Genomic DNA, 19,267 nt, shown 5'->3' on the forward strand with positions numbered 1-19,267 from the left:
CGGTCGAGGCCGGGGCGCGTCTCCGGGCACCGGCCGAGGTCAGGCGCCCGGAGCGGGGCGCGTCCCGGGCACCCCGTCGAGGTCAGGTGCCCGTCAGACGCCCGTGAGCTCGCGCGACAACTCGCGCAGCCTGGCCCGCGCCTCCGGGTCGTACGCCTGCCGCATCGCCCGCGCGGACCGCGTCCCGTCGAAGAAGCCTCCCGACACCTCGTCCAGCTCCGGGTCGGTCACCAGCCGCGAGGTCGCCTCGACCCCCTCGCGCAGCTCGCTCAGGGGCGACGCGAGCACCATCTTGGTCGGCATGTACGTCGCCGGATGCAGCGCGTTCGCGGTGACCCCCGTGCCCTCCAGCTCCTCGGCCAGGTCCACGGTGAACATCACCTGCGCCAGCTTGCTCTGCCGGTAGGCGCGCGCGCCGCTGTATCCCTCGCGCAGCATCACGTCGCCGAAGTCGATCGGCTCCTGCCCCAGGCTGCTGACGTTGACGATCCTGGACGGCGCCGCCGCCCGCAGCACCGGCAGCAGCAGCCTGGTGAGCAGGAAGCCCGCCAGATAGTTGACCGCGAAACGCAACTCGTGGCCGTCGGCGCTCTCCTGGCGCGCCTCGCCGCCGGGCACGGTGGTGCCGATCCCCGCGTTGTTGACCAGCGTGTCGAGCCCTTCGTGCTCCGCGGCGACGGCGGCGGCCAGCTCGCGTACCTGGTCGAGCGAGGACAGGTCCGCGCGGTACCAGTGCAGCCGCGCCCCCGGGACGCCGGCCCTGATCTCCGCCATCGTGGCCCGCCCGCGCTCGTCGTCGCGGCCGTGCACGAGCACGGTCGCGCCCCGGCCCGCGAGGTCGGCGGCCAGCCCCCGCCCGAGGCCGTCGGTCGCGCCCGTGACGAGGATCGTCCGCTGTTCCATGGGCCTCATGCCCACCTCCCATCACCTGTGTGGGACGCTACTCTCTCCGATCGGGCCCGCGTCCACCGAGGTCATGGCGAGCCACGGCTGACGAAGGGGGAACCGTGATCGGTCAGGAGTTCACCATCGGGGGCGAACTGCGGGTGCGGCGGCTCGGGTACGGCACCGGCCGGCTCACCGGGCACGGCTACTGGGGGCCCAGAATGGAGCCTGCCGAGGCGGTGGCCGTGCTGCGCCGCGCCGTCGAGCGCGGGGTGACCCTGGTCGACACGGCCGACAACTACGGGCCGTCGCTGGCGGAGGAGCTGGTCGCCCGGGCGCTGCACCCGTACCGGGAGGGCGTGGTGGTGGCGACCAAGGGCGGCGTCGTTCGTACGGGACCGAACGTCTGGCACGTCGACGGGCGGCCGGAACGGCTGCGCGCCATGTGCGAGGCGAGCCTGCGCCGCCTGCGGACCGAGACCATCGACCTGTACCAGCTCCACCGGCTCGACCCCGCGGTGCCACTCGCGGATCAGCTCGGCACGCTGGCCGAGCTGCGGCGGGAGGGCAAGATCCGGCACATCGGGCTCGACACGGTCACGGCGGGCGAACTGGAGCAGGCCCTGGAGATCACCGAGATCGCCTCCGTCCAGAACCGCTACAACGTGCTCGACCGGGAGTCCGAGCCGGTGCTGCGGCTGTGCGAGGAACGCGGGCCGGCCTTCCTGCCGTGGTTCCCCCTCGGGAACGGCACCCTGACCGCCGACGACACGGCGCCGGGGGAGGTGGCACCGGCGGGGGCGGTGCCGGGATCGGCGGTGCTGGGGGAGGTGGCGCGGCGGCATGGGGTGAGTGCGGGGCAGGTGGCGCTGGCGTGGCTTTTGCACGTCTCGCCCGTCACCCTGCCGACGCCCGGCACAGGATCGCTCGCCCATCTGGAGGAGAACCTGGACGCGGCCCGTGTGGAGCTCACCCCCGACGACCTGGCAGCCCTGGACCGCCTCCACTGAACGGCCACCTCACTTACGGGGCCCCACGTTCACGGGCCCGCTTTCACGGGCCCGCTTTCATGGGCCCGCTTTTATGAGTCCGGCCCCTCTCCTGAGCTCGGCCCGACCGTCCCATAGTGGCGCCGAAATGTAAGGCGGCTTGCAAAATTCCTGTAAGGCGGCTTACGATTCGGCGATGATCAACTCGGATCGGCCCCCGTACGAGGACCTGGAGGCGCGCTTCGGCGCCCCCGTCGGCGTGGAGGAGGCCCGCGGCCGGTGGGGCTCGCTCGTGGACGCCGCCACCAACGGCTCGACCGTCCTCATCACGCGCGAACGCTGGGAGTGGGCCGCACTGGTCCCGCTGTCGAACCTGTCCGGGGTGCTCAGCGGGCTGCCGGTGCTGTCGCTGTCGGCCGCCCGGTCCAAGCTGGGCGAGCTCGTCCGCCAGGCCGTCGGGCCGCACGACGAGCCCGTGCTGCTGACCCGCCACCGCACCCCGGTCGTCGCGCTGATCGCGGCCAGGCGCCTGCTCGGCAAGCCCGGGTCGAGGCCGCCGGTGGCCGAGCGGCTGCTGGCCGAGGACGCCACGATCACGCTGGCCCGCGACGTCCGCGACGGGATCACCGCCATCGCCCGCGACCGCGACGGCAACGTGATCGCGGCCGGCTCCGGCGACGGCATCGCCCAGGCCCTGCGGTCGCTGGGCGGCTGACCTCCAGAGAAGCATCCACCCCGCTGACCACTTCTCCTGCCGCGCGGGCTCGACTTCACCCCCACGATGCCCCGGACTCGCCGCCCCGGACGTGCCGTCCCGCGACGCGGTGCGCGGGGGAGGAATCAGTGGGATGCGGCCGGGTGCAGGTGGCCGAGGTCGAGCGGGGGCGGGGGTGGCAAGGGGGCGGTGTGGCCGGCCTCGAAGGACTGCAGCAGGTAGGCCACCAGCCTGCGCGACGAGGCCGCCGCGGCCTCGCCGGCGTCGACGGTGACGCCGCAGACGGCCTTGAGCAGCAGGACCAGATCGGCCGGGTCGAAGTCGGCCCGCAGCCGCCCGGCCTCCTTGGCCCGCCGTACCAGCTCGGCGAAGCGCCGTTCGGCGTGCGCCCGCGTGTGCTCGTAGTCGGTCGCCGTGGGGAACGTCGTCATGAACGCCGCGGCGAACCCCCGGTCGGCGAGCTGCATCGCGCAGATCTCCTCGATCGCCGTGGTGAAGCCCCGCCACGGGTCGGGGTCGGCGAGCGCGTCGTCCACGGTGGACGCGCAGGCCGTGAGCTGGTCGGCGAAGACCTCGACGACCAGCGACTCGCGTGAGGGGAAGCGCCGGTAGAGCGTCGCCACGCCGACGCCCGCCCGCCGCGCGATGGCCGCCATCGGCACGTCAAGCCCGCGCGTGGCGAACGCCTCCCGCGCCGCGCCGAGGATCCGCTCGCGGTTGTGCCGCGCGTCGGCCCGCAGGTCGGCGTCAGGCCCGTCCTGCGGCGGCACGCGTAGATCGGCCTGCACGGCCGCGCGCAGCTCAGCCAGCCGATCCCCTCCCGGACTGGCCGTGGGAAGCCCGGCCGGCCGATCCCCTTCGGGTACGGCCGCGCGCGGCTCATCCGGTACGGCGGGGCGCGGGCCGTGGTGGTCGCCGGCTGTCGTGGGCGGGAGGGTGTCGGGCGCTATCCGAGAGGGATGAGCAGGCATGTTTCTCACATTAGCTTAAGTGGAGCACCCCGTCCGTTTGCCGCGTTAGCGTCACTGATGACGATTCCGGCAGAGAGGACGAAAGACACAGTGGACGAGATGCGCGCGGCCCTCTACGACAGGTACGGCCCCCCTGAGGTGCTCTACGAGGGCAGGCGCCCCATGCCGTCCCCCGCCCCCGGTGAAGTGCTCGTCAAGGTGCACGCCATCAGCGTGAACGGCGGTGAGCTGCACGGCCGCGCGGGCAAACTGCGGATGCTGACGGACCTGATGCAGCGCGGGTTCCCCAAGACCGTGGGCATCGACTTCGCCGGCGAGGTCGTCGCCGCGCGCTCGCGGCAGCCGGGCCCCGCCGTCGGCGACCGGGTCTGGGGCGCGCTGTCGCGCACCTTCGGCAGCGCCGCCGAGTACCTGGCCGTGCGCCCGCGTCAGCTCTCCCTCGTTCCGTCCGGCATCGACCTGGTCGAGGCCGCGGCCCTGCCCGTGGCCACGACCGCGATCACGGCCCTGCGCGACAAGGCCCGGCTGCGTCCCGGCGAGCGGCTGCTGGTGATCGGCGGGGCCGGCGGCGTCGGGAGCGCCGCGGTCCAGCTGGGCAAGCACTTCGGCGCCCACGTCACCGCGCTGGCCTCGGCCAGGACACTGGACTTCGTCCGCGAGATCGGCGCCGACGAGGCCCACGACTACGCGGTCACCGGCCCGGCCGATCTGGGCCCGTTCGACGTCGTCATGGACACCAAGGGCGTGGCGCAGGAGCCGTTCCGCCGTCTCCTGACGCCGGGCGGGCGCATGGTGGCCATCGCCTTCGACCTCGGCCGGCCTGTGGCGTCGCTGTCGTACGTGCTGGCCTCCGCCGTGTTCGGCTCCCGGCGGGTGCGCTTCTTCAGTGGCGACCCCACCCACCGCGACTTCGCCGCGCTGACCCGTTACGTCGAGGAGGGCGCGCTCCGCCCGCTCGTGCACGCGGTCCACCCGCTCGCCGACATCGCCGGCGCGCACCGGGCGCTGGAGGCCGGGGGAGTACGCGGCAAGATCGTCGTCCGGATCGTCTGATCCGCCGCCCCGTCCGGACCTCCGATCCCTGACCTCAGCCCCGTCCAAAACCTACGCCGCGCCCGGCAGCGGCGCCCGAGACGCCCCACCTGCGGCGAAACATCCCTTCCACCAGAAAATTGGAGTCCCATGTCGGAAGCAGTTTGACGGAAAGTGAGGAAGTATGGTCGTCTCGTGACCTATGTTTCTGATGGGATGAATTAACCAGGTCCGGGGGAGAACGCTACATGCCGCACGCCCTCCTGCGCGTGCTCGCTTCGACGACGATCGCCGGCGCCGCCCTCGTGGCCCTGCCGCCGGCCGGAGCGCAGGCCGGGCCCGTACCGGCACATGCTCAGCCTGTACGGGCGCAGGCCGCCTCCACCCAGAAGGTGCGGCCCGTGCCCGCCGTCCGGGAGCCGGCTCCCGCCGTCGTCACGGTGCCGCAGCAGGCTTCACTCGCGCTGCGCCCCGCCGCGAACGGCGGGGTGGGCCCCGCCACGCCCGAGGTGACCACGCCGGCCGGCCCGGGGCTCGTCAACGAGATCACCGCGGCCGCCACCGCCGTCCAGGAAGAACAGGGGTTCGGTAAGCAGGCGCCCGATCCGGGCGACATCCTGCCGGACACCTCCCAGGCCGCGACGCTGGGGCTGATCAAGCCCCTGGCGGTGATCGCCAAGTCGTTCGAAGGGCTCGGGCAGGCCGTGCCGGGGCTGACCTACCGGCTCTGCGTCGAGAGCGAGGCGGTGCCCGTCTCCTGCTCGATCAGGCAGCCGGTCGGCATCCCGGTGGCCGCCGACGTGACCGGCGACAGCAAGCCCGACCTGGCCGCCGACCTGGTGCCCTCCGCCGATTTCGGCGGGGGCTCCTTCGGGCTGCGGTTCGCGGTCAAGCGGCTCGGCGACGAGAACCTCAAGGCGCAGGTCTGGGCCGAGTACGACGGCAAGGTCTCGGTCGGGTTCGACGGCCTGCGCCGCGGCACCTCGCTGTCGGCCTCCGACAAGGGCACGTTCACGATGGACTCGACCGGCAAGCGGGTCAAGGCGGTCGTCGAGCGCAAGGAGCCGGGACAGTCCGCGGCCATGGTCGCCGGCCTGACCGGCCGCAGCGCCGTGAGCATGCGCCAGACCCCGGCCACCACCCGGCTCACCGTGAACGCCGCCCTCGACACACGCGCCCTGGACGTCGCCGCCTCCGCGCCCGCCAAGCTGGAGGCGGTCGCCGTGCGCGGCGCCCGCCTCACCCACGCCGTGCTCGACCGCATGGGCACCAGCGCGAAGGTACGGCTGGCGCACGGCGAGGTCCGCTTCACCAGTCCCACCCCCATCGCCCACGCCCGGGTCGACGACCTCGACTACCGCGACGGCCAGTTGAACCGGGTGGTCAAGGCCGAGCTCCAGCGCGTCCCGCGCACCTTCACCGCCAAGTACGTGGCCGCGGGCGGCAAGCAGAGCCTGGCCGTCGCGGCGGGCGCGGGCCGCGCGGGCGCCGGTGCGGCGAGCATGCTCTTCTACGACCGGGCCGCCGCCAAGACCGTGCTCAAGGCGGAGCTGAGCGAGCTGCCCGCCAGGGCGCGCCTGGTCAACGACCCCGAGCGGCACCAGATCACCCAGTCGTCCAGCTCGCCCATCGGCAGGTTCTCCGCCGTGCTGCAGCGCAACGGGGGCGCCGTCGCCACCCCACGCGGCGGCCACGTCACCATGATCAAGGACGGCTCCGCCATCGGCGTGTCGGGGCTGGTGTCCGGGCTGTCCGGGTTCGACGTCACGTACGGGTCCGCGCCGCACGCCCACCTGAAGACGAACGCCAGCGGGAGCTCGTTCGTCGGCGCGGCCGTCATCGACCGCACCCATGTGGCGGGTCTGGAGATCAGCAACACGCCCGGGGACGTGGACGTGATGCTCGACCCGTCGGCCAGGAAGGCGGAGTACCAGGCCAGCGGCCCGATCAAGCGGGTGCGGGCCACGTACACGAACCTCAAGTCGGGCCCCACCATCGACGGCACCCTGAACGGCGTGCGCGACGACGTGAAGGCGTCGTGGGAGCTGGGCGAGCGTTCGACGGTCAAGGTGAGCACGTCCTCGAAGCTCGCCACGATGGCGATTTATGCCAATAAAGCGCACGTGACGCGGGTGGGCGGCGAGGACCTGACCGCCACCGTCGAAGGCGTCAGCAAGCGCGCGGAACTCGTCGCCGACACCAAGGCCAGGACCCTGACCTGGACCTCCGACGCCCCCGTCGCCAAGGTGTCGGCGCTGGCCAGGGTCAAGCTGGGCGACCGGTACGCCAGGGCCGCCGCCGAGGTCAGCGGCGTGCCCGCCAGATTCGACGCCTCATGGGACCCGGCCGGCTACCGCTTCCGCGGCCTGTCGGGGCCGGTCGAGACGGCCGAGCTGGCGTTCACCAACCACGACGGCGCCAAGGCGCCGACCGGGCCGCACCTGGCGGCCCACTACGACCAGAGCACGGGCGACCTCGACGCCAGCGTCCTGGTCAACGGGCTCTCGCACGTCGAGTTCAGCCCGGCCGAGCAGGGGTTCAGCGCCGACTTCCGCTCGGCCAAGCAGATCCTCGCCGTGGACGCCGACCTCGTCCGGGGCGACGATCGCTTCGGCCTCATCGGCACGGTCGGTCCCGTGCCCGGACGCCTGTCCGTCACCTCGGCCGACGGCAAGCTCACCTACGCGGGCTCGCGCCTGGACGTCCGCGCCCGCGCCTGGCTCGGCAAGAAGGCCGCGCTCGCCCGCATGCAGGCCGCGCCCGCCGTGCCCGGCGGCGTGTCGCTGGTGGACGGCGGCTGCGCCGCCGGATCGCCCGGCTGCGCGCAGGGTCCGTTCTGCGTGGCCCAGCGCGGCTGCTTCGGCCTGCAGGGGTACGTGGACGTGACCGGCCTGCCCGACCAGGTCACGGTGGACCTGACCGGTCGCACGCTGGCGTTCTCCGGGTTCCGGCCCAAGCGGCCCGACCTCGGCGTCTACCTGTCCAGCAGTGTCCTGTCGCCCGTGCCGATCAAGGCCAGGGCCACCCTGACCGGACTGCCCGCCGAGATCACCTCGATGGCGATCGGGCCGTTCGGGGTGGGGCAGGGCAACACCGTGCAGGCCGCGTACCGGATCGAGCCGCCCGCCACGCTCGGCTCCCTCGACCTGCACGCCGAGGCGGCCGGGCTGCGCGGCCACGTCGCCGTCGACCCGGTGCCGGCGCAGGTGGCACTTCAGGGGACGTACGGGGCCAAGACCCGCATCCGCGTGAGCAACTCCGCCGCCGTCAAGCATCTCACCGCCAAGGTCACCCTGCCCGGCAAGGGCACCGGGGAACTGCGCTTCGGCGACGTGCCCGCCGTCTTCGGCGTGGACGCCGACGCCTCGTCCGCCGGGCTGAAGGTGCCGGCCGTCACGTACAAGGCGGAGGGCGGCGCCAGCACGCTCGACGGCTACTTCGGCGTGGAGGGCGGCCTGGTGGACCCGTCGGGGCGGCTGGGCGACGTGGCGTTCGCGGTCAAGGACCTGGCCGCTGACACCACGGTCAGGCTCAACCCCGATCACACGCTCGACCTGGTCTCCAGGCCGGTCCCCACGGGCCGCATCACGCTGCGCGCCGGGCTCACCATGGACGCGGTCGCCCCGCAGGGCATCGCGGTGAGCAAGGAGCTCCCGTACACCAAGGGCTTTCTCACCTACCACATCGGCGGGAAGTTCGGGCTCGCGAAGAGCTCGATCGAGGACGTCGGGGTGAGCATCAGGCGCGTGTCCTGGCTGCGGATCAGGCCGGGCAAGGTGCCCTTCGGCGTGAAGGCGCCCGCGGCCGTCGGCTACCTCGCCCCCGGCTTCGAGGGGAACTACGGCACCGTCAAGATCTCCGCGAAGGGCGTCAACCTGCGGCCCGACGTCAAGCTCGACGTCAAGCTGAGCAGGGAGGTCGGCGACGACGTCTTCCGCGAAGCGGTCAGGATCGGACCCACCACCTCGCTCGCCCTGCGCCGCTACGACCAGCGCATGCGCAGGATCGGGGCCAAGCAGGAGATCAAGGCGGCCGGGATCAGCCTGGCCTGCGTGGCCGTGGACGCCAAACCCGGCTTCGCGGCCGGCACCGGCGCCAACACGATCACGCTGCGCGGCGCCGACGGGCCGCAGATGGTCTCCATGCTGGATCCGGGTGGGCAGGTGCCCGACTACGCGGTTGACCTGCTGACGCACTTCATGAGCCCGTTCCCGGGCTCTGAGTGGAAGGTGGCGAGCACGAAGGCCGGCTCCTGCGGCCCCAGCGCCGACTCCAAGACCGGCAAGAGGTCCGACGCCCGGTAATTCCAGCCGCTCCCTCGCCGCGGTCCCGTACGACGGGACCGCGGCACTGCGCTGTGTGCGCGATCTTGTGCAAGGCCCGCGACACGCGGAACAGTGGGAAAAGAATTCAGTCAAGAAGGGTTAGGGCGCCGAGTCGAGGGAAGGGCAGGCAACTTCAAAGAACGTCGAACGTGAGGAGGAGCCGTAGTGCTCACCCTGACCGAAAACGCCGCCCAGGCGATCCGTGACCTGACCGCGACCGCGCCGGAGCCCTCGCAGAGCGGGATCCGCATCTCGTCGCAGGGAGAGGGCGCGAGTTCGCTCACCCTGACCCTGGCCACCGCCCCCGAACCGGCCGACGCGGTGGTCGAGGCGGGAGGCGCTCGGGTCTACCTCGACCCGGTGGCGGCGACCGTACTGGACGACAAGGCCCTCGACGCGGGAGCCGACGACCAGGGGAGTGTCTCCTTCCTGGTGACCGAGCAGACCGCCTGACGCGGCTCCCGCCGTGCCCCAGCCCGCCGTGCCGCGGCCCACGCGGGCTGCGGCGCGGCGGGGCGCACGGGCGCGGCGGGGACTCCGCTCAGCCGCTTTCAGAGGCTTTCGGAGGCTTTCAGCCGCTTTACCGGCCTCAGCCGTCGTTGAGAAGCTTGTGCAGGTAGCGCAGCTGCTCCTCCGACTGGTAGCCGCCGCCGCCCTCATGGTTGTTCCACGGCCACACCGTGATTTCCTTGGGGCCCTGCCAGTGGTTGTAGGCGGCGAACACCGTGGACGGTGGGCAGATGTCGTCCATCAGCGCCACCGAGTACAACGCGGGCACGGTGCCGCGGGCGGCGAAGTTGACCCCGTCGAAGTAGCTCAGCGTGCGGAAGACCTGGTCGGCGGTGTCGCGCCGGGTGGACAGATAACGGACCAGCTCCTGGTACGGGTCGCGCCCCGTGATCTCGACCGCCCGCCGGAAGTGCGACAGGAACGGCACGTCGATCAGCGCCGCCTTGACGCCCGGGTGCAGCGCGGCCGCCGCCTGCGAGATGGCCCCGCCCTGGCTGCCGCCCGACGTCACGATGCGGGAGACGTCCACGGCCGGATGCTCCGCCGCCGCGTCGATCGCCCTGACGGCGTCGGTGAACACGCGCCGGTAGTAGTAGTCCTCCGGGTCCAGGATGCCGCGGGTCATCATGCCGGGGGCCTGCGGCCCGGCGCTGCCGTGGGGGTCGCCGGTGGCTCCGGGGCTGCCGACGTTCGCGCCGCCGTGGCCGCGGGTCTCCATGACGAACACCGCGTACCCCGCGGCGGGCCACATCAGATGATCCTTCGGGAAACCACGCCCGCCGCTGTAGCCGATGTAGTGCATCACACACGGCACCGGCCCCTCCGCGCCGCGCGGCAGCAGGAACCAGCCGCAGATCCGGTGGCCGCCCCAGCCGGCGAACGACACGTCGTACACGTCCACGCCGGTGAACGGCAGGTCGTAGGGGACGTACTCGGCGGCCAGGTCGAACTCCCTGGCCTCGGCCAGGGTGGCGGACCAGAACGCGTCGAAGTCGGCGGGCTCGTCACGGTCGGGGAGGTAGCTGCGGAGCTGGTCGAGCGGCAGGTCGAACAGTGGCACGGTGGTACTCCAGCCTGTAGATAAGGATGCTGCCATTTCATCCCATAGCGCCGGAAAGCGCTATCCCGCCATCCGCTTCCGCTGAAAGCGTGATATCTGGGTAGACGTCGGCACGTGACTGAGCATGTTGCCGAGGTTGCGTACTCCCACCTCCTCTGACCCCGATCCCGCTCCCAGCCTCTCTCCGTTCCGAGCGTCGGCTGCTCCCTCCAACCCTGCTTGTCCTTCGTCCCGGGCGTTGGTGGCGGGTGCTTCCTGGGGTTTTTCCGACCCTGGTGGGGAACGTGGGCTAACGTCCCCTTCGTGGCTTCTTTCGGCAGGTTGGCCGGGCGGGCGGTGGCGGGCGTCGTGGTGCTGGCGCTCTCGCCGGTCCTGGGGCTGGCCGCGCTCGCCGGGACGGCCATGGTGGGAGCGCGGCCCCAGGTGTTCGCGGTGACCGGGCTGGCGGTGTTCGCCTCGGTGTTCTTCCTGGGGCTGCTGCTGTGCGTGCCCAGGCCGGCGGCCGGCTGGGGCCGCTGGGCACGTGCCGTGGTGCTGCTCGGCGTCGAGGCGGCCGTGGTCTGGCAGGTCTCCGCGGCCACGCTGCGCCCGTCCGCCGTCCCCGCCACGCCCGCGAAGGTGGCCGGGCAGCGCGAGTGGCGGCTGGAGACGGGGTCGCGGCTGGCGTACGTACGGGTCTCGCCCCGGCGGGTCACCCGGCCGGAACCGGTGGTGTTCCTGCACGGCGGCCCCGGAGTGGGCGACCTGGCCGGCGACTCGGCGTTCCTGGGCAAACTGGCGGCCGACGGGTTCCGGGTCTACGTCTACGACCAGCTCGGCGCCGGCCGTTCGGGACGGCTGGCCGATCCCCGTGGGTACGGGCTGACCCGCGACGTCGCCGACCTGGAGGCCGTCCGCCTGGCCATCGGGGCCGAACGGCTGAACCTCGTCGCCCGCGACTACGGCGCCCAGCTGGCGGCGGCCTACCTGGCACAGCACCCGGCCCGGGTGGCCAGAACCGTCCTGTACTCCCCGGCGGGCCTCACCGGCCTGCCGGCTGGGCGCGCTGGTGACCGGCCGCGAGCCTCGGCCATCCTGCTGGGCCCGGGAGCGGTCCCGGATCCGCGCACGCTCGCCGTGTCCACCTTGCTGCGGGTCGACCCGGTCGCCGCCCACGCTTTCGCCGGCGACCGAGAACTCGCCACCCACCTCACTCTCCTCCGCCACCAAACCCCACCTCCCTGCCCATCCTCCGATGGAAGGGCGGTCGGCTCAGGAGCGGTTGGTTCCGGGGCGGCGGGTCCGGGGATGGCAGGTCCAGGGGTGGCCGGACTTGGAGAGGGCGGCTCGGGGATGACGGGTTTCGGTGCGACGAGCTCCCGGTCGGAGGGCTCTGGAGCGGCGGATTCCGGTCCGGGGGCGGTGGGTTTCGGGCAGGAGGGGGCCGGTGTCACGGGGCTCAGGCTTAGGGCGGCTGGGAGCGCCGCTTCGCCGCGTTCTGGAGAGGACGTCGTTGCGCTCGGTCCCGGGGCCGGTGCTGTTTCGCCCCGTGCCGGAAGCGATGCCGCCGTGCGCGTTCCCGAGACCGATGCCGCTCCTGCCGGGTATGGCGGGTATGTCGCGCTGGCCGGGAGGACAGTGCCTGCGTCCGTCCGGCGAGGGTTGAGCGCGGTGGAGGCGCCCGTGCTCATCGTCAAGGGTCCCTGTGATGCGCAGAGCTGGGCGGATGCCACCGACTACCGGAGTGCCCTCCCCGACGCGCGCTTCGCCTACGCCGCCGGCGACGAGGGCTTCCCCGGGCGCGGTACCGCCTATCTCGGTCTCCTCCGGGCCTTCCTCACGGACCGGCCGGTGGACACCTACGAAGCCGAAGGCCCGCCCACGGACTACCGCGGCCCCGCCTGAGGAAACACCGGGTCCAGATCCGGGTGACGGTGACGGCGAGCGGCGTGGACGCGCCACCTCGGCCGCAATGCCGGGGTGCTTCCGACCGTGGTGGTTACTCTCCGTATCAGAGTCATTTCACCTGGTCAGAGGAATCCTCATGCGTACTCGCCTCACCCTGTCCCTGGCCGTCGCGGCCCTGGCCGCCCTGCCCGGTTGCGCCGGTGACACGGCGCAGAACTATGCGGCGGTGGCAACCCCCACCGTCGCGCCCCCGTCCGAGCAGGACAAGGCCTGGCTGGGCGCCATCCATCAGGGGAACCTGGCCGAGGTCCAGGCCGGCGGGCTGGCCAGGAACAAGGGCACCACCAAGCAGGTCAAGTCCATCGGCAGGATGCTGATCGAGGATCACAACCAGCTCGACCGCAAGGTCACCCAGGCGGCGACGCGGCTGGGCGTGCGGCTGCCCAGTTCGCCGGACGCGGGCCAGCACAAGGAGCTGAACCGCCTGGAAGAAGCCATGGGTGAGGACTTCGACCAGGACTTCCTGTCGGGCATGGTCAAGGCGCACAAGCAGGCGCTGGCGGCCACCCAGAAGGAGATCACCAAGGGCTCGTCGCCGGCGGTGGTGGCGCTGGCCAAGACGGCCGCCCCGTCGTTGCGGCAGCATCTGTCCGCGCTGCGCAAGGCTCAGAGCAACTGAACGCCGCCCGGGTGACGGCGGGCCGGGTCGGCTGACGGCAGGCCGGGCCGGGTGGTAGTGAACCGGGCCGGGTGGTGGTGAACCGGGTCGGGGTAGGTGATCCGGGCCGGGTGACCGTGAACCGGCCCGGTCGCCCGGAGTAGGGCCAAAACTGACCTTCCCTTGTGTGAATATGTGGCGATTTAGGGTATTTGTCCCTTTTGAACCACGAGAGAAACATCGGGGGGATCGACGTGGCTATGCAAACAGAGATCCGTAACCTGCTCGACTGCCACGTGGTGGGTTCGGACGGACAGTCGATCGGCAAGGTAGGCCAGGTCTACCTGAACGATCGGACAGGCGAGCCGGAGTGGGTGACCGTACGCACGGGGTTCTTCGGGATGAAGCAGACGTTCGTGCCTCTGGCCAACGCCCGCCGCTCGGGTGAGGAGATCCGGGTCCCCTTCGACAAGGAGATGATCAAAGGCGCGCCGAACATCGACGTGGACGGCCGCCTGTCGCTGAACGAGGAGGCCGACCTCTACCGCTACTACGGCATGCACCCGTCGGACATACCGCGCCAGCGTCCCGGCGAGACCCGTACCAGGGAACCGATCACGGGGGAGAGCGCGGAACGGCGAGCGGGACTGGCCGGCGAGACGACCGGCGACATGCCTCGCGGAACGTCCGGCGAAATGGGCGGCGGAACGTCCGGCGAGATGAGCAGCGGACTGACCGGTGGTGCGATGGGTGCTGCGATGCCCGGAACGACCGGCAGGGAGACGTCCGGCGGTCTGCGCGACGAGCGGGACATCGACATGATCCGGTCGGAGGAGCGGATCCACATCGGGAAGGAGAGCCGGGAGTCCGGCCGCGTCCACCTGCACAAGTACGTGGACACCGAAGTCGTCCGCGAGACGATCCCGCTCTCGCACGAGGAGGTCGTCATCGAGCGCGAGGTCATCCGCGAGGGCGAGACGGCGGGGACGTTCGAGATCGGCGAGGAAGACCGGGAGATGATCCTGCACGAGGAGCGTCCGGTCGTCGGCAAGGAGACCAGGCCGGTCGAGCGCGTGCACGTGCACAAGCAGGACGTCCAGCACGAGGAGACCGTCGAGGGCCAGGTCCGCAAGGAGCGCCTGGAGATCGACGAGGAGACCAGGAACGACAGCACCGGCTCCGGCCGCCGCGACAGGAACCTGCCGCCGGAGCGGTGAGACCACCGGCCGCGCCGGTTCGAGGCGGGCCGGCCGAGGTCCACCGGCCGCGCCGGCCGGGGCCGCGCGCGGAGAAGCGCCGCGGGGAGTGACGGCATCGCTGGTGCCGTCACTCCCCGGCGTCCGCGCGGAAGGCGTGTCCGCGCGGAGGGCGTGTCCGCGCGGCAAGCGTGTCTGCGTGGAAGGCGTGTCCGCGTCGAAAGTCCGTCCGATCGGCTGCGATGACGGCGAGCGGGCCCCGATGAACGCGGGCGCCGCGTGGGACCGTGTCCGCCGGCCCCGCCGGTGACCGGAATCACCGGCGGTGACGACCGGAAATCACCTTGAGTACAGCTCGACCTCGTTCAGCATGGTGCACGAGCGGCCGATCTCCGGGTCGCAGTCCGCCGCGGGCTCGACGACGATCTTGACGTGCTGGGCCGTGCGCCCCCCGAGGTCGTCGTAACGCAGGGCGTGATCGGTCCTGTCCTTGATCGTGACGACGGGTTCGCCCCACTCCCGCCCGTCCCCCGACACGTACACGCGCGCCCCGGCCGGATGCCCGGGACGCAGGCTGAGGCCGATGCGGCTCAGCCGGTACGGCCGGTCCAGGTGCAGCACGTAACGTCCGCGCCCCTTGCCGACGGCGCTCGACCAGTAGCCGGTGCTGCCGTCGAGCGCGCCCCCAGGACCGGTCCGCGGCCGGTACGGGCTCGACCAGCGCATATCGGTCGAGACCCGCACCGCGCCCCGCCGGTACAGCTCGCCCAGGTCGATCCGGGTGCCGCCGGCCGCGCCCGGAGTGGCCACGCTGAACAGCAGGCGCTTGATCGCGTACCAGCCGCCGTGCTCGAAACGATCGTGCAGGGGGCAGGCCGTCTCGTCGAGCAGCCCGTTCGGCCGCACCCCCGGCAGCTTGCAGTTGTCGAACACCTGGATCAGCCGGTGCGGCCCCACGGCGGCCAGGCCGGTGTAGCCGGACGAGCCGTGCGCGTCCCAGATGCCGTCGCGGTTGTGGTAGGTCACCACCGGCTCCCGCCACTCGTCCCCGAGCCCGTCGGGGGAGACGGCCAGCCAGTTGTCCGGCCGCCCCGCGCTCAGCACGAGGACGCCTCCGGGGGTCAGCAGCAGCCGCGGGGCGACCCCGCGCACCACGCAGTCCAGGCCGGAAAAGCGCAGCTCGCGCACCGGCGACCAGGTGCGGCCTTCGTCGGTGGAGCGGCTCTGGTGCAGCGTCGAGTATTGCCCGCCGTCGCGGCGCAGCACGGCCACCAGGCTGCCGTCCATCGCCTGCTCGATCGCCGCCTCGTTGTAGACGAACCCGGGCTCGGGCCCGGCGATCACGCCGCGCCGCTCGAAGGTGACGCCGCCGTCGCCGCTGGCGTACACCTCGGCCTGGTACGTCCCCGTCTCGGCGTATTGGGCGTACGCCGTGATCAGGATCGTCCCGTCGGCGAGCTGGATCGGCGCCCCGTGCGCGGCCCCGCCGGGCAGCAGCTCGCCGGGCGTGGACAGCAGCGCCTCCGAGCGCAGCCAGCTCTCCCCGTCGTCCAGCACGGACGAGGTGAGTACCCCCAGCCGGGCCGTGTGCGGGCCGGTTCGCTCCAGGTAGTACTCCGTGGCGAAGAACCGGCCGTCGTGCAGCTCGACCGGGGACTCGCGCAGCGGCGTGGCGCCCGACGGGCCGAAGGTGACGCCACCGTCCTCCGAGACCGCCGCCGAACTGGTCAGGGTGACGACCTTGTCCACGTTGGTGGTGAAGGTCGAGATCACCTTGAGCGCGGGGCCGCCGTCGGAATCGGTGACGTCGAGCGCCGAGACGTTGGGGAACCCGGCGAAGTCGAGCCGTTCTGAGGAGGTCGGCTCGCGCTCGGCGGGCGGCGGATTGGGATGAATCCAGTCTAGGAAGGAAGCAGTATCGATCAGGTAAGGCTCCGCCGCAGGGGACCGCAGGGAGTGATCGGGTAGCACGCAGTAACCGGCCCCGGCCTGCACCGGGCCGGGATGCGGAGGCAGCCCGGCGGCCACGGTCACGGCCGCGACCATGACTTTACAGATCGGCACCGGCTCACTCCTCGGCTGTCGTCCACGGTTCACCGCACCGTACGGACTTTAGATCATCCACCTGCGACGACACGGCATTCACCTGCGAGAACGCGCCGCCTCCCCGCAACGGGGGCCGGATAAACCTGGCCCCAAATCCGGCTACGTAAAGTGCCAGTTGACAGAAAACCGGTGTCTTACGACGATCAGAGCGGCACTATTAAGTGTCAATTTACGTAGGTCGAGAGACCGTGCGGGTCAGGAGGTGGCCCCAGATGAGCATCGAGCCAAGGGCGAGAGTGGCCCAGGAGCGCGTGCTGCCGGGCCCGGTGCCGATGTCGCCGGAGACGGCGGCACAGCAGCGGGTCGTGCAGCGGATCTGCGCCAGGGTCGCGCCCGACGGCATGGACATCGGCGTGGCGGAGCTGCCCCCCGGCGGCCTCCAGGTGTGGATCGACACCCCGGTACCGCCGGCCGGACACGAGTCATGGGTGCTGCACCACCAGATGGCTCGTGAAGTGGCGCTGGTCGGCTGGCACTGCGAGGCGGACGCGGACCGCCTGCTGGTACTCGGCTGGAGCGCCGCGTGCCTGCACAACCGGGTACGCCTGCTGCAGAGCGGGCTGCGCCGGCTCGCCGACTTCGAACCCACGGCCCAGCGGGCCGTGCAACTGGACGGGCACGACCCCGACGAGGAGCCGGCCGCGCGGCTCGTCGCGGACGTGTGCGCCGCCATCGAGCGGCGGCTGCGCTGGCCCGAGCGGCTGGCCGAGCTCAAGGGCTTCGAGCGCAGCTCGGGCCTGCCGCACCTGCAACTGCTCCTCGCCCAGGTCGCCGGCCTGGAGGCGAAGGTCGCGGGTGCCTGCGAAGAGCACCTCGTCATGGCACGGGTGCTGGCGCGGGCCGTCTGCGAACACTACGCGCGGCACGCGGACCTGGTCCGCGCGCAGCGAGAGGTGCTGGCGGAGACGCGCCGATGGGTGCACGCCAGCTCCATGATCCGCGGCTCGGCCACTCCCAGGCCGAGCACCCCCGGTGCCGGCCGACCCCACATGGGGCTGGCGGAGCGCCGCATCGCCGCGAGCGTCATCAACCACGGCGTGCCGCGGGCGACCCCCGCGGCCGTCACTCCACGGGCCGGACACCCCGGCATCGAGGAGGGCGCACGCTGACCTCGACCCGCTCAACGGCGAGCGGTCGCCCGGAAAACCCCATACGAATCCGGTAGGAGAGCTCCCGTCATGCGAACCCCCCCGCACCTGCCCGCCCGCTCCCGGCGCGAGCACACCGACCACGTCCGGCGGCACCCGTACGGACTGCACGACGTGCCCGCGCAGACCCCGCCGCGCGGCAGCCTCGACTTCCCCGCCTTCCCCGAGAGCGTCCCGCCCGTCAGCCCGCCCGCCGACCCGTACGGCGAGGCCGACGTCTTCGTCGAGCAGCGGCTGCGTGACATCAGAGAGATGTCGAACCAGGCCATCGGCTCCATCGACGACCTGCTCACGCACACCGCCTGACGTGTGCCCCCAGTGGCTCCCTCGCCGGGGAGCCGGAGAAATGGACCGCACCATTCAAGGAGAGTCATGCAGGATCTGTCGCGACCGGAGCTGAGGTCGCGTGACGTCGGGGGCCACCAGCCGCGCTCCGTGGCGGGCGTCGAATCACCGCGCACCCTCGACGAGGTACGCGCGCTCGTCCGGCGGGCCACCGCGGCCAAGCTCCGTCTCTATCCCATCAGCACCGGCAGGAACTGGGGCATGGGCTCCGGCATGCCGGTCACCGACGACAACCTCGTCGTCGACCTCGGCGGCATGAACCGGGTGCGCAGCCTCGACCTGGAGGCCGGCTACGCGGTCATCGAGCCGGGCGTCACCCAGCGGCAGCTCGCCGCCGTCCTGCGCGACACCCCGTGGATGCTGAACGTCACCGCTTCGTGCGCCGACACCTCTGTGATCGGCAACGCACTCGACCGCGGCGACGGGTGCGTCCGCTCCCGCGTGCACGACGTGGCCGGCCTGGAGGCCGTGCTGGCCGACGGCAGCGTGGTCACCACCGGCGGGCTCGACCCTGCCGGCCGCTACCACGGCCGGGTCGCCGGGCCTGACCTGACGTCCGCGTTCGTCCAGCACAACCTGGGCATCGTCACCGCGATGGCCGTCTCGCTCGTGCCGCGCCCGCAGACCATCGGGCTTGTGCACGGCCGGATGCCGCGCGACCAGGTCGGCGCGGCGGTCGGCGCCGTCACCGGCTTCCTGCGCAGCGGCAACCCGGCCGACGGGCTGCTGCGCGTACGCGAGCTGTCCCTCGTCCCCGGCCACGGCGACTGGGCGCTGCCGCCCGGCGTGGACCCCGGCCTGTTCACCGTCCTCGGCCCGCTCATGGGCAGCGACGCCACCGTCGAACTGGCGGAGGAGCTGCTGCGCAAGGCGCTCATCGAGGTCGAGGGCGCCGAGGCCCTGCGCGTGGTGGACGCGGCCGAGGTGGCCCCCGACGACCCGCTCTACCCCAGGGCGCTCATGGCGCAGGGCATTCCCACCTGCCGGGGCGTGCACGCCGCGCTCGGCGTCACCTCCTGCGACCAGATCGACGAGGGCGCGATGGGCTTCCTGGCCCTGCTGCCGGTCATGCCGATGCACGAGAGAAGGACCGAGCACATCCTGGCGGCGCTCCAGACGGCCGTGGACGCCCACACCACCGCCCTCATGGTCGAGTGGAACATGGTCAGCGAGCACCTGGCCAACGGCGTCATCCAGATCTTCTTCGACCGCGGCACCCCCGACGCCGCCTACCGCGCGCACCAGCTCCGCAACGACGGCAACTGCCTGCTGCGCGGGAACGGCTGCGCCATCTACCGCTCCGACATCGACCACGCCGCCGCCGACGTCTGGTCGGAGACCAGCACCGCCGGACTCGGCATGCTCCACCGGCTCAAGACCGCGCTCGACCCGGACGGCCTCTTGTCGCCCGGCCGGTACGGCGCCTGAGCACTCGCCACA

At 72.1% G+C, this 19,267-nt stretch carries 15 protein-coding genes; 11 read left to right on the forward strand and 4 right to left on the reverse strand.

Annotated features, from left to right (window positions below):
- Nucleotides 1-93: 93 nt before the first annotated feature.
- A complete protein-coding gene (locus AB0C28_RS07225) occupies nt 94-912 on the reverse strand; it encodes an SDR family NAD(P)-dependent oxidoreductase (RefSeq protein WP_358073358.1) in 819 nt (272 codons plus the stop codon).
- Between the two features lie 98 nt (nt 913-1,010).
- On the opposite strand from AB0C28_RS07225, the gene AB0C28_RS07230 reads away from it, so the two are divergent.
- Both AB0C28_RS07230 and AB0C28_RS07235 read left to right on the forward strand, forming a co-directional pair.
- Nucleotides 1,011-1,895, forward strand: a complete 885-nt coding sequence (locus AB0C28_RS07230) for an aldo/keto reductase (protein ID WP_358073589.1) — start codon at nt 1,011-1,013, stop codon at nt 1,893-1,895.
- A gap of 175 nt (nt 1,896-2,070) precedes the next feature.
- Nucleotides 2,071-2,589, forward strand: a complete 519-nt coding sequence (locus AB0C28_RS07235; protein WP_357841686.1) for a hypothetical protein — start codon at nt 2,071-2,073, stop codon at nt 2,587-2,589.
- 125 nt (nt 2,590-2,714) lie between these two features.
- Here AB0C28_RS07235 and AB0C28_RS07240 read toward each other — a convergent pair whose 3' ends face one another.
- On the reverse strand, nt 2,715-3,560 hold the full coding sequence (locus AB0C28_RS07240) for a helix-turn-helix domain-containing protein (RefSeq protein WP_358073359.1): 846 nt from the start codon (nt 3,558-3,560) through the stop codon (nt 2,715-2,717).
- A 99-nt stretch (nt 3,561-3,659) separates the two neighbouring features.
- Here AB0C28_RS07240 and AB0C28_RS07245 point away from each other — a divergent pair, with 99 nt between their 5' ends.
- The 3 genes from AB0C28_RS07245 to AB0C28_RS07255 all read left to right on the forward strand — a co-directional run bounded on the left by AB0C28_RS07245 (nt 3,660) and on the right by AB0C28_RS07255 (nt 9,370).
- On the forward strand, nt 3,660-4,613 hold the full coding sequence (locus AB0C28_RS07245) for an NAD(P)-dependent alcohol dehydrogenase (RefSeq protein ID WP_358073590.1): 954 nt from the start codon (nt 3,660-3,662) through the stop codon (nt 4,611-4,613).
- Nucleotides 4,614-4,840: 227 nt separating this feature from the next.
- The gene (locus AB0C28_RS07250) at nt 4,841-8,896 is read left to right on the forward strand and encodes a hypothetical protein (RefSeq protein WP_358073360.1); all 4,056 of its coding nucleotides are present in this window, start codon (nt 4,841-4,843) and stop codon (nt 8,894-8,896) included.
- 186 nt (nt 8,897-9,082) lie between these two features.
- Nucleotides 9,083-9,370 carry a Fe-S cluster assembly protein HesB gene (locus AB0C28_RS07255; protein WP_346106929.1) on the forward strand — a complete coding sequence of 96 codons (288 nt, stop codon included), beginning with the start codon at nt 9,083-9,085 and terminating at the stop codon, nt 9,368-9,370.
- A gap of 136 nt (nt 9,371-9,506) precedes the next feature.
- Here AB0C28_RS07255 and AB0C28_RS07260 read toward each other — a convergent pair whose 3' ends face one another.
- On the reverse strand, nt 9,507-10,487 hold the full coding sequence (locus AB0C28_RS07260; protein ID WP_358073361.1) for an acetylxylan esterase: 981 nt from the start codon (nt 10,485-10,487) through the stop codon (nt 9,507-9,509).
- Nucleotides 10,488-10,790: 303 nt separating this feature from the next.
- Here AB0C28_RS07260 and AB0C28_RS07265 point away from each other — a divergent pair, with 303 nt between their 5' ends.
- The 3 genes from AB0C28_RS07265 (at nt 10,791) to AB0C28_RS07275 (ending at nt 14,249) form a co-directional block, all read left to right on the forward strand.
- Nucleotides 10,791-12,371 carry an alpha/beta fold hydrolase gene (locus AB0C28_RS07265; RefSeq protein ID WP_358073362.1) on the forward strand — a complete coding sequence of 527 codons (1,581 nt, stop codon included), beginning with the start codon at nt 10,791-10,793 and terminating at the stop codon, nt 12,369-12,371.
- A gap of 139 nt (nt 12,372-12,510) precedes the next feature.
- A complete protein-coding gene (locus tag AB0C28_RS07270; RefSeq protein WP_357841704.1) occupies nt 12,511-13,053 on the forward strand; it encodes a DUF4142 domain-containing protein in 543 nt (180 codons plus the stop codon).
- A gap of 239 nt (nt 13,054-13,292) precedes the next feature.
- On the forward strand, nt 13,293-14,249 hold the full coding sequence (locus AB0C28_RS07275) for a PRC and DUF2382 domain-containing protein (protein ID WP_358073591.1): 957 nt from the start codon (nt 13,293-13,295) through the stop codon (nt 14,247-14,249).
- A 318-nt stretch (nt 14,250-14,567) separates the two neighbouring features.
- Here AB0C28_RS07275 and AB0C28_RS07280 read toward each other — a convergent pair whose 3' ends face one another.
- The gene (locus AB0C28_RS07280; protein ID WP_358073363.1) at nt 14,568-16,292 is read right to left on the reverse strand and encodes an exo-alpha-sialidase; all 1,725 of its coding nucleotides are present in this window, start codon (nt 16,290-16,292) and stop codon (nt 14,568-14,570) included.
- Nucleotides 16,293-16,546: 254 nt separating this feature from the next.
- Here AB0C28_RS07280 and AB0C28_RS07285 point away from each other — a divergent pair, with 254 nt between their 5' ends.
- From AB0C28_RS07285 to AB0C28_RS07295, 3 genes are all read left to right on the forward strand, one after another.
- Nucleotides 16,547-17,443, forward strand: coding sequence for a hypothetical protein (locus AB0C28_RS07285; RefSeq protein ID WP_357841710.1), 897 nt, complete (start codon nt 16,547-16,549; stop codon nt 17,441-17,443).
- 69 nt (nt 17,444-17,512) lie between these two features.
- Nucleotides 17,513-17,788 carry a hypothetical protein gene (locus AB0C28_RS07290; protein WP_357841713.1) on the forward strand — a complete coding sequence of 92 codons (276 nt, stop codon included), beginning with the start codon at nt 17,513-17,515 and terminating at the stop codon, nt 17,786-17,788.
- A gap of 66 nt (nt 17,789-17,854) precedes the next feature.
- Complete coding sequence (locus AB0C28_RS07295; RefSeq protein ID WP_357841716.1) at nt 17,855-19,255, forward strand: FAD-binding oxidoreductase; 1,401 nt, start codon at nt 17,855-17,857, stop codon at nt 19,253-19,255.
- The last annotated feature ends 12 nt before the right edge of the window (nt 19,256-19,267 follow it).

This window comes from Nonomuraea sp. NPDC048892, from assembly GCF_040649735.1.
Lineage (GTDB): Bacteria > Actinomycetota > Actinomycetes > Streptosporangiales > Streptosporangiaceae > Nonomuraea > Nonomuraea maheshkhaliensis.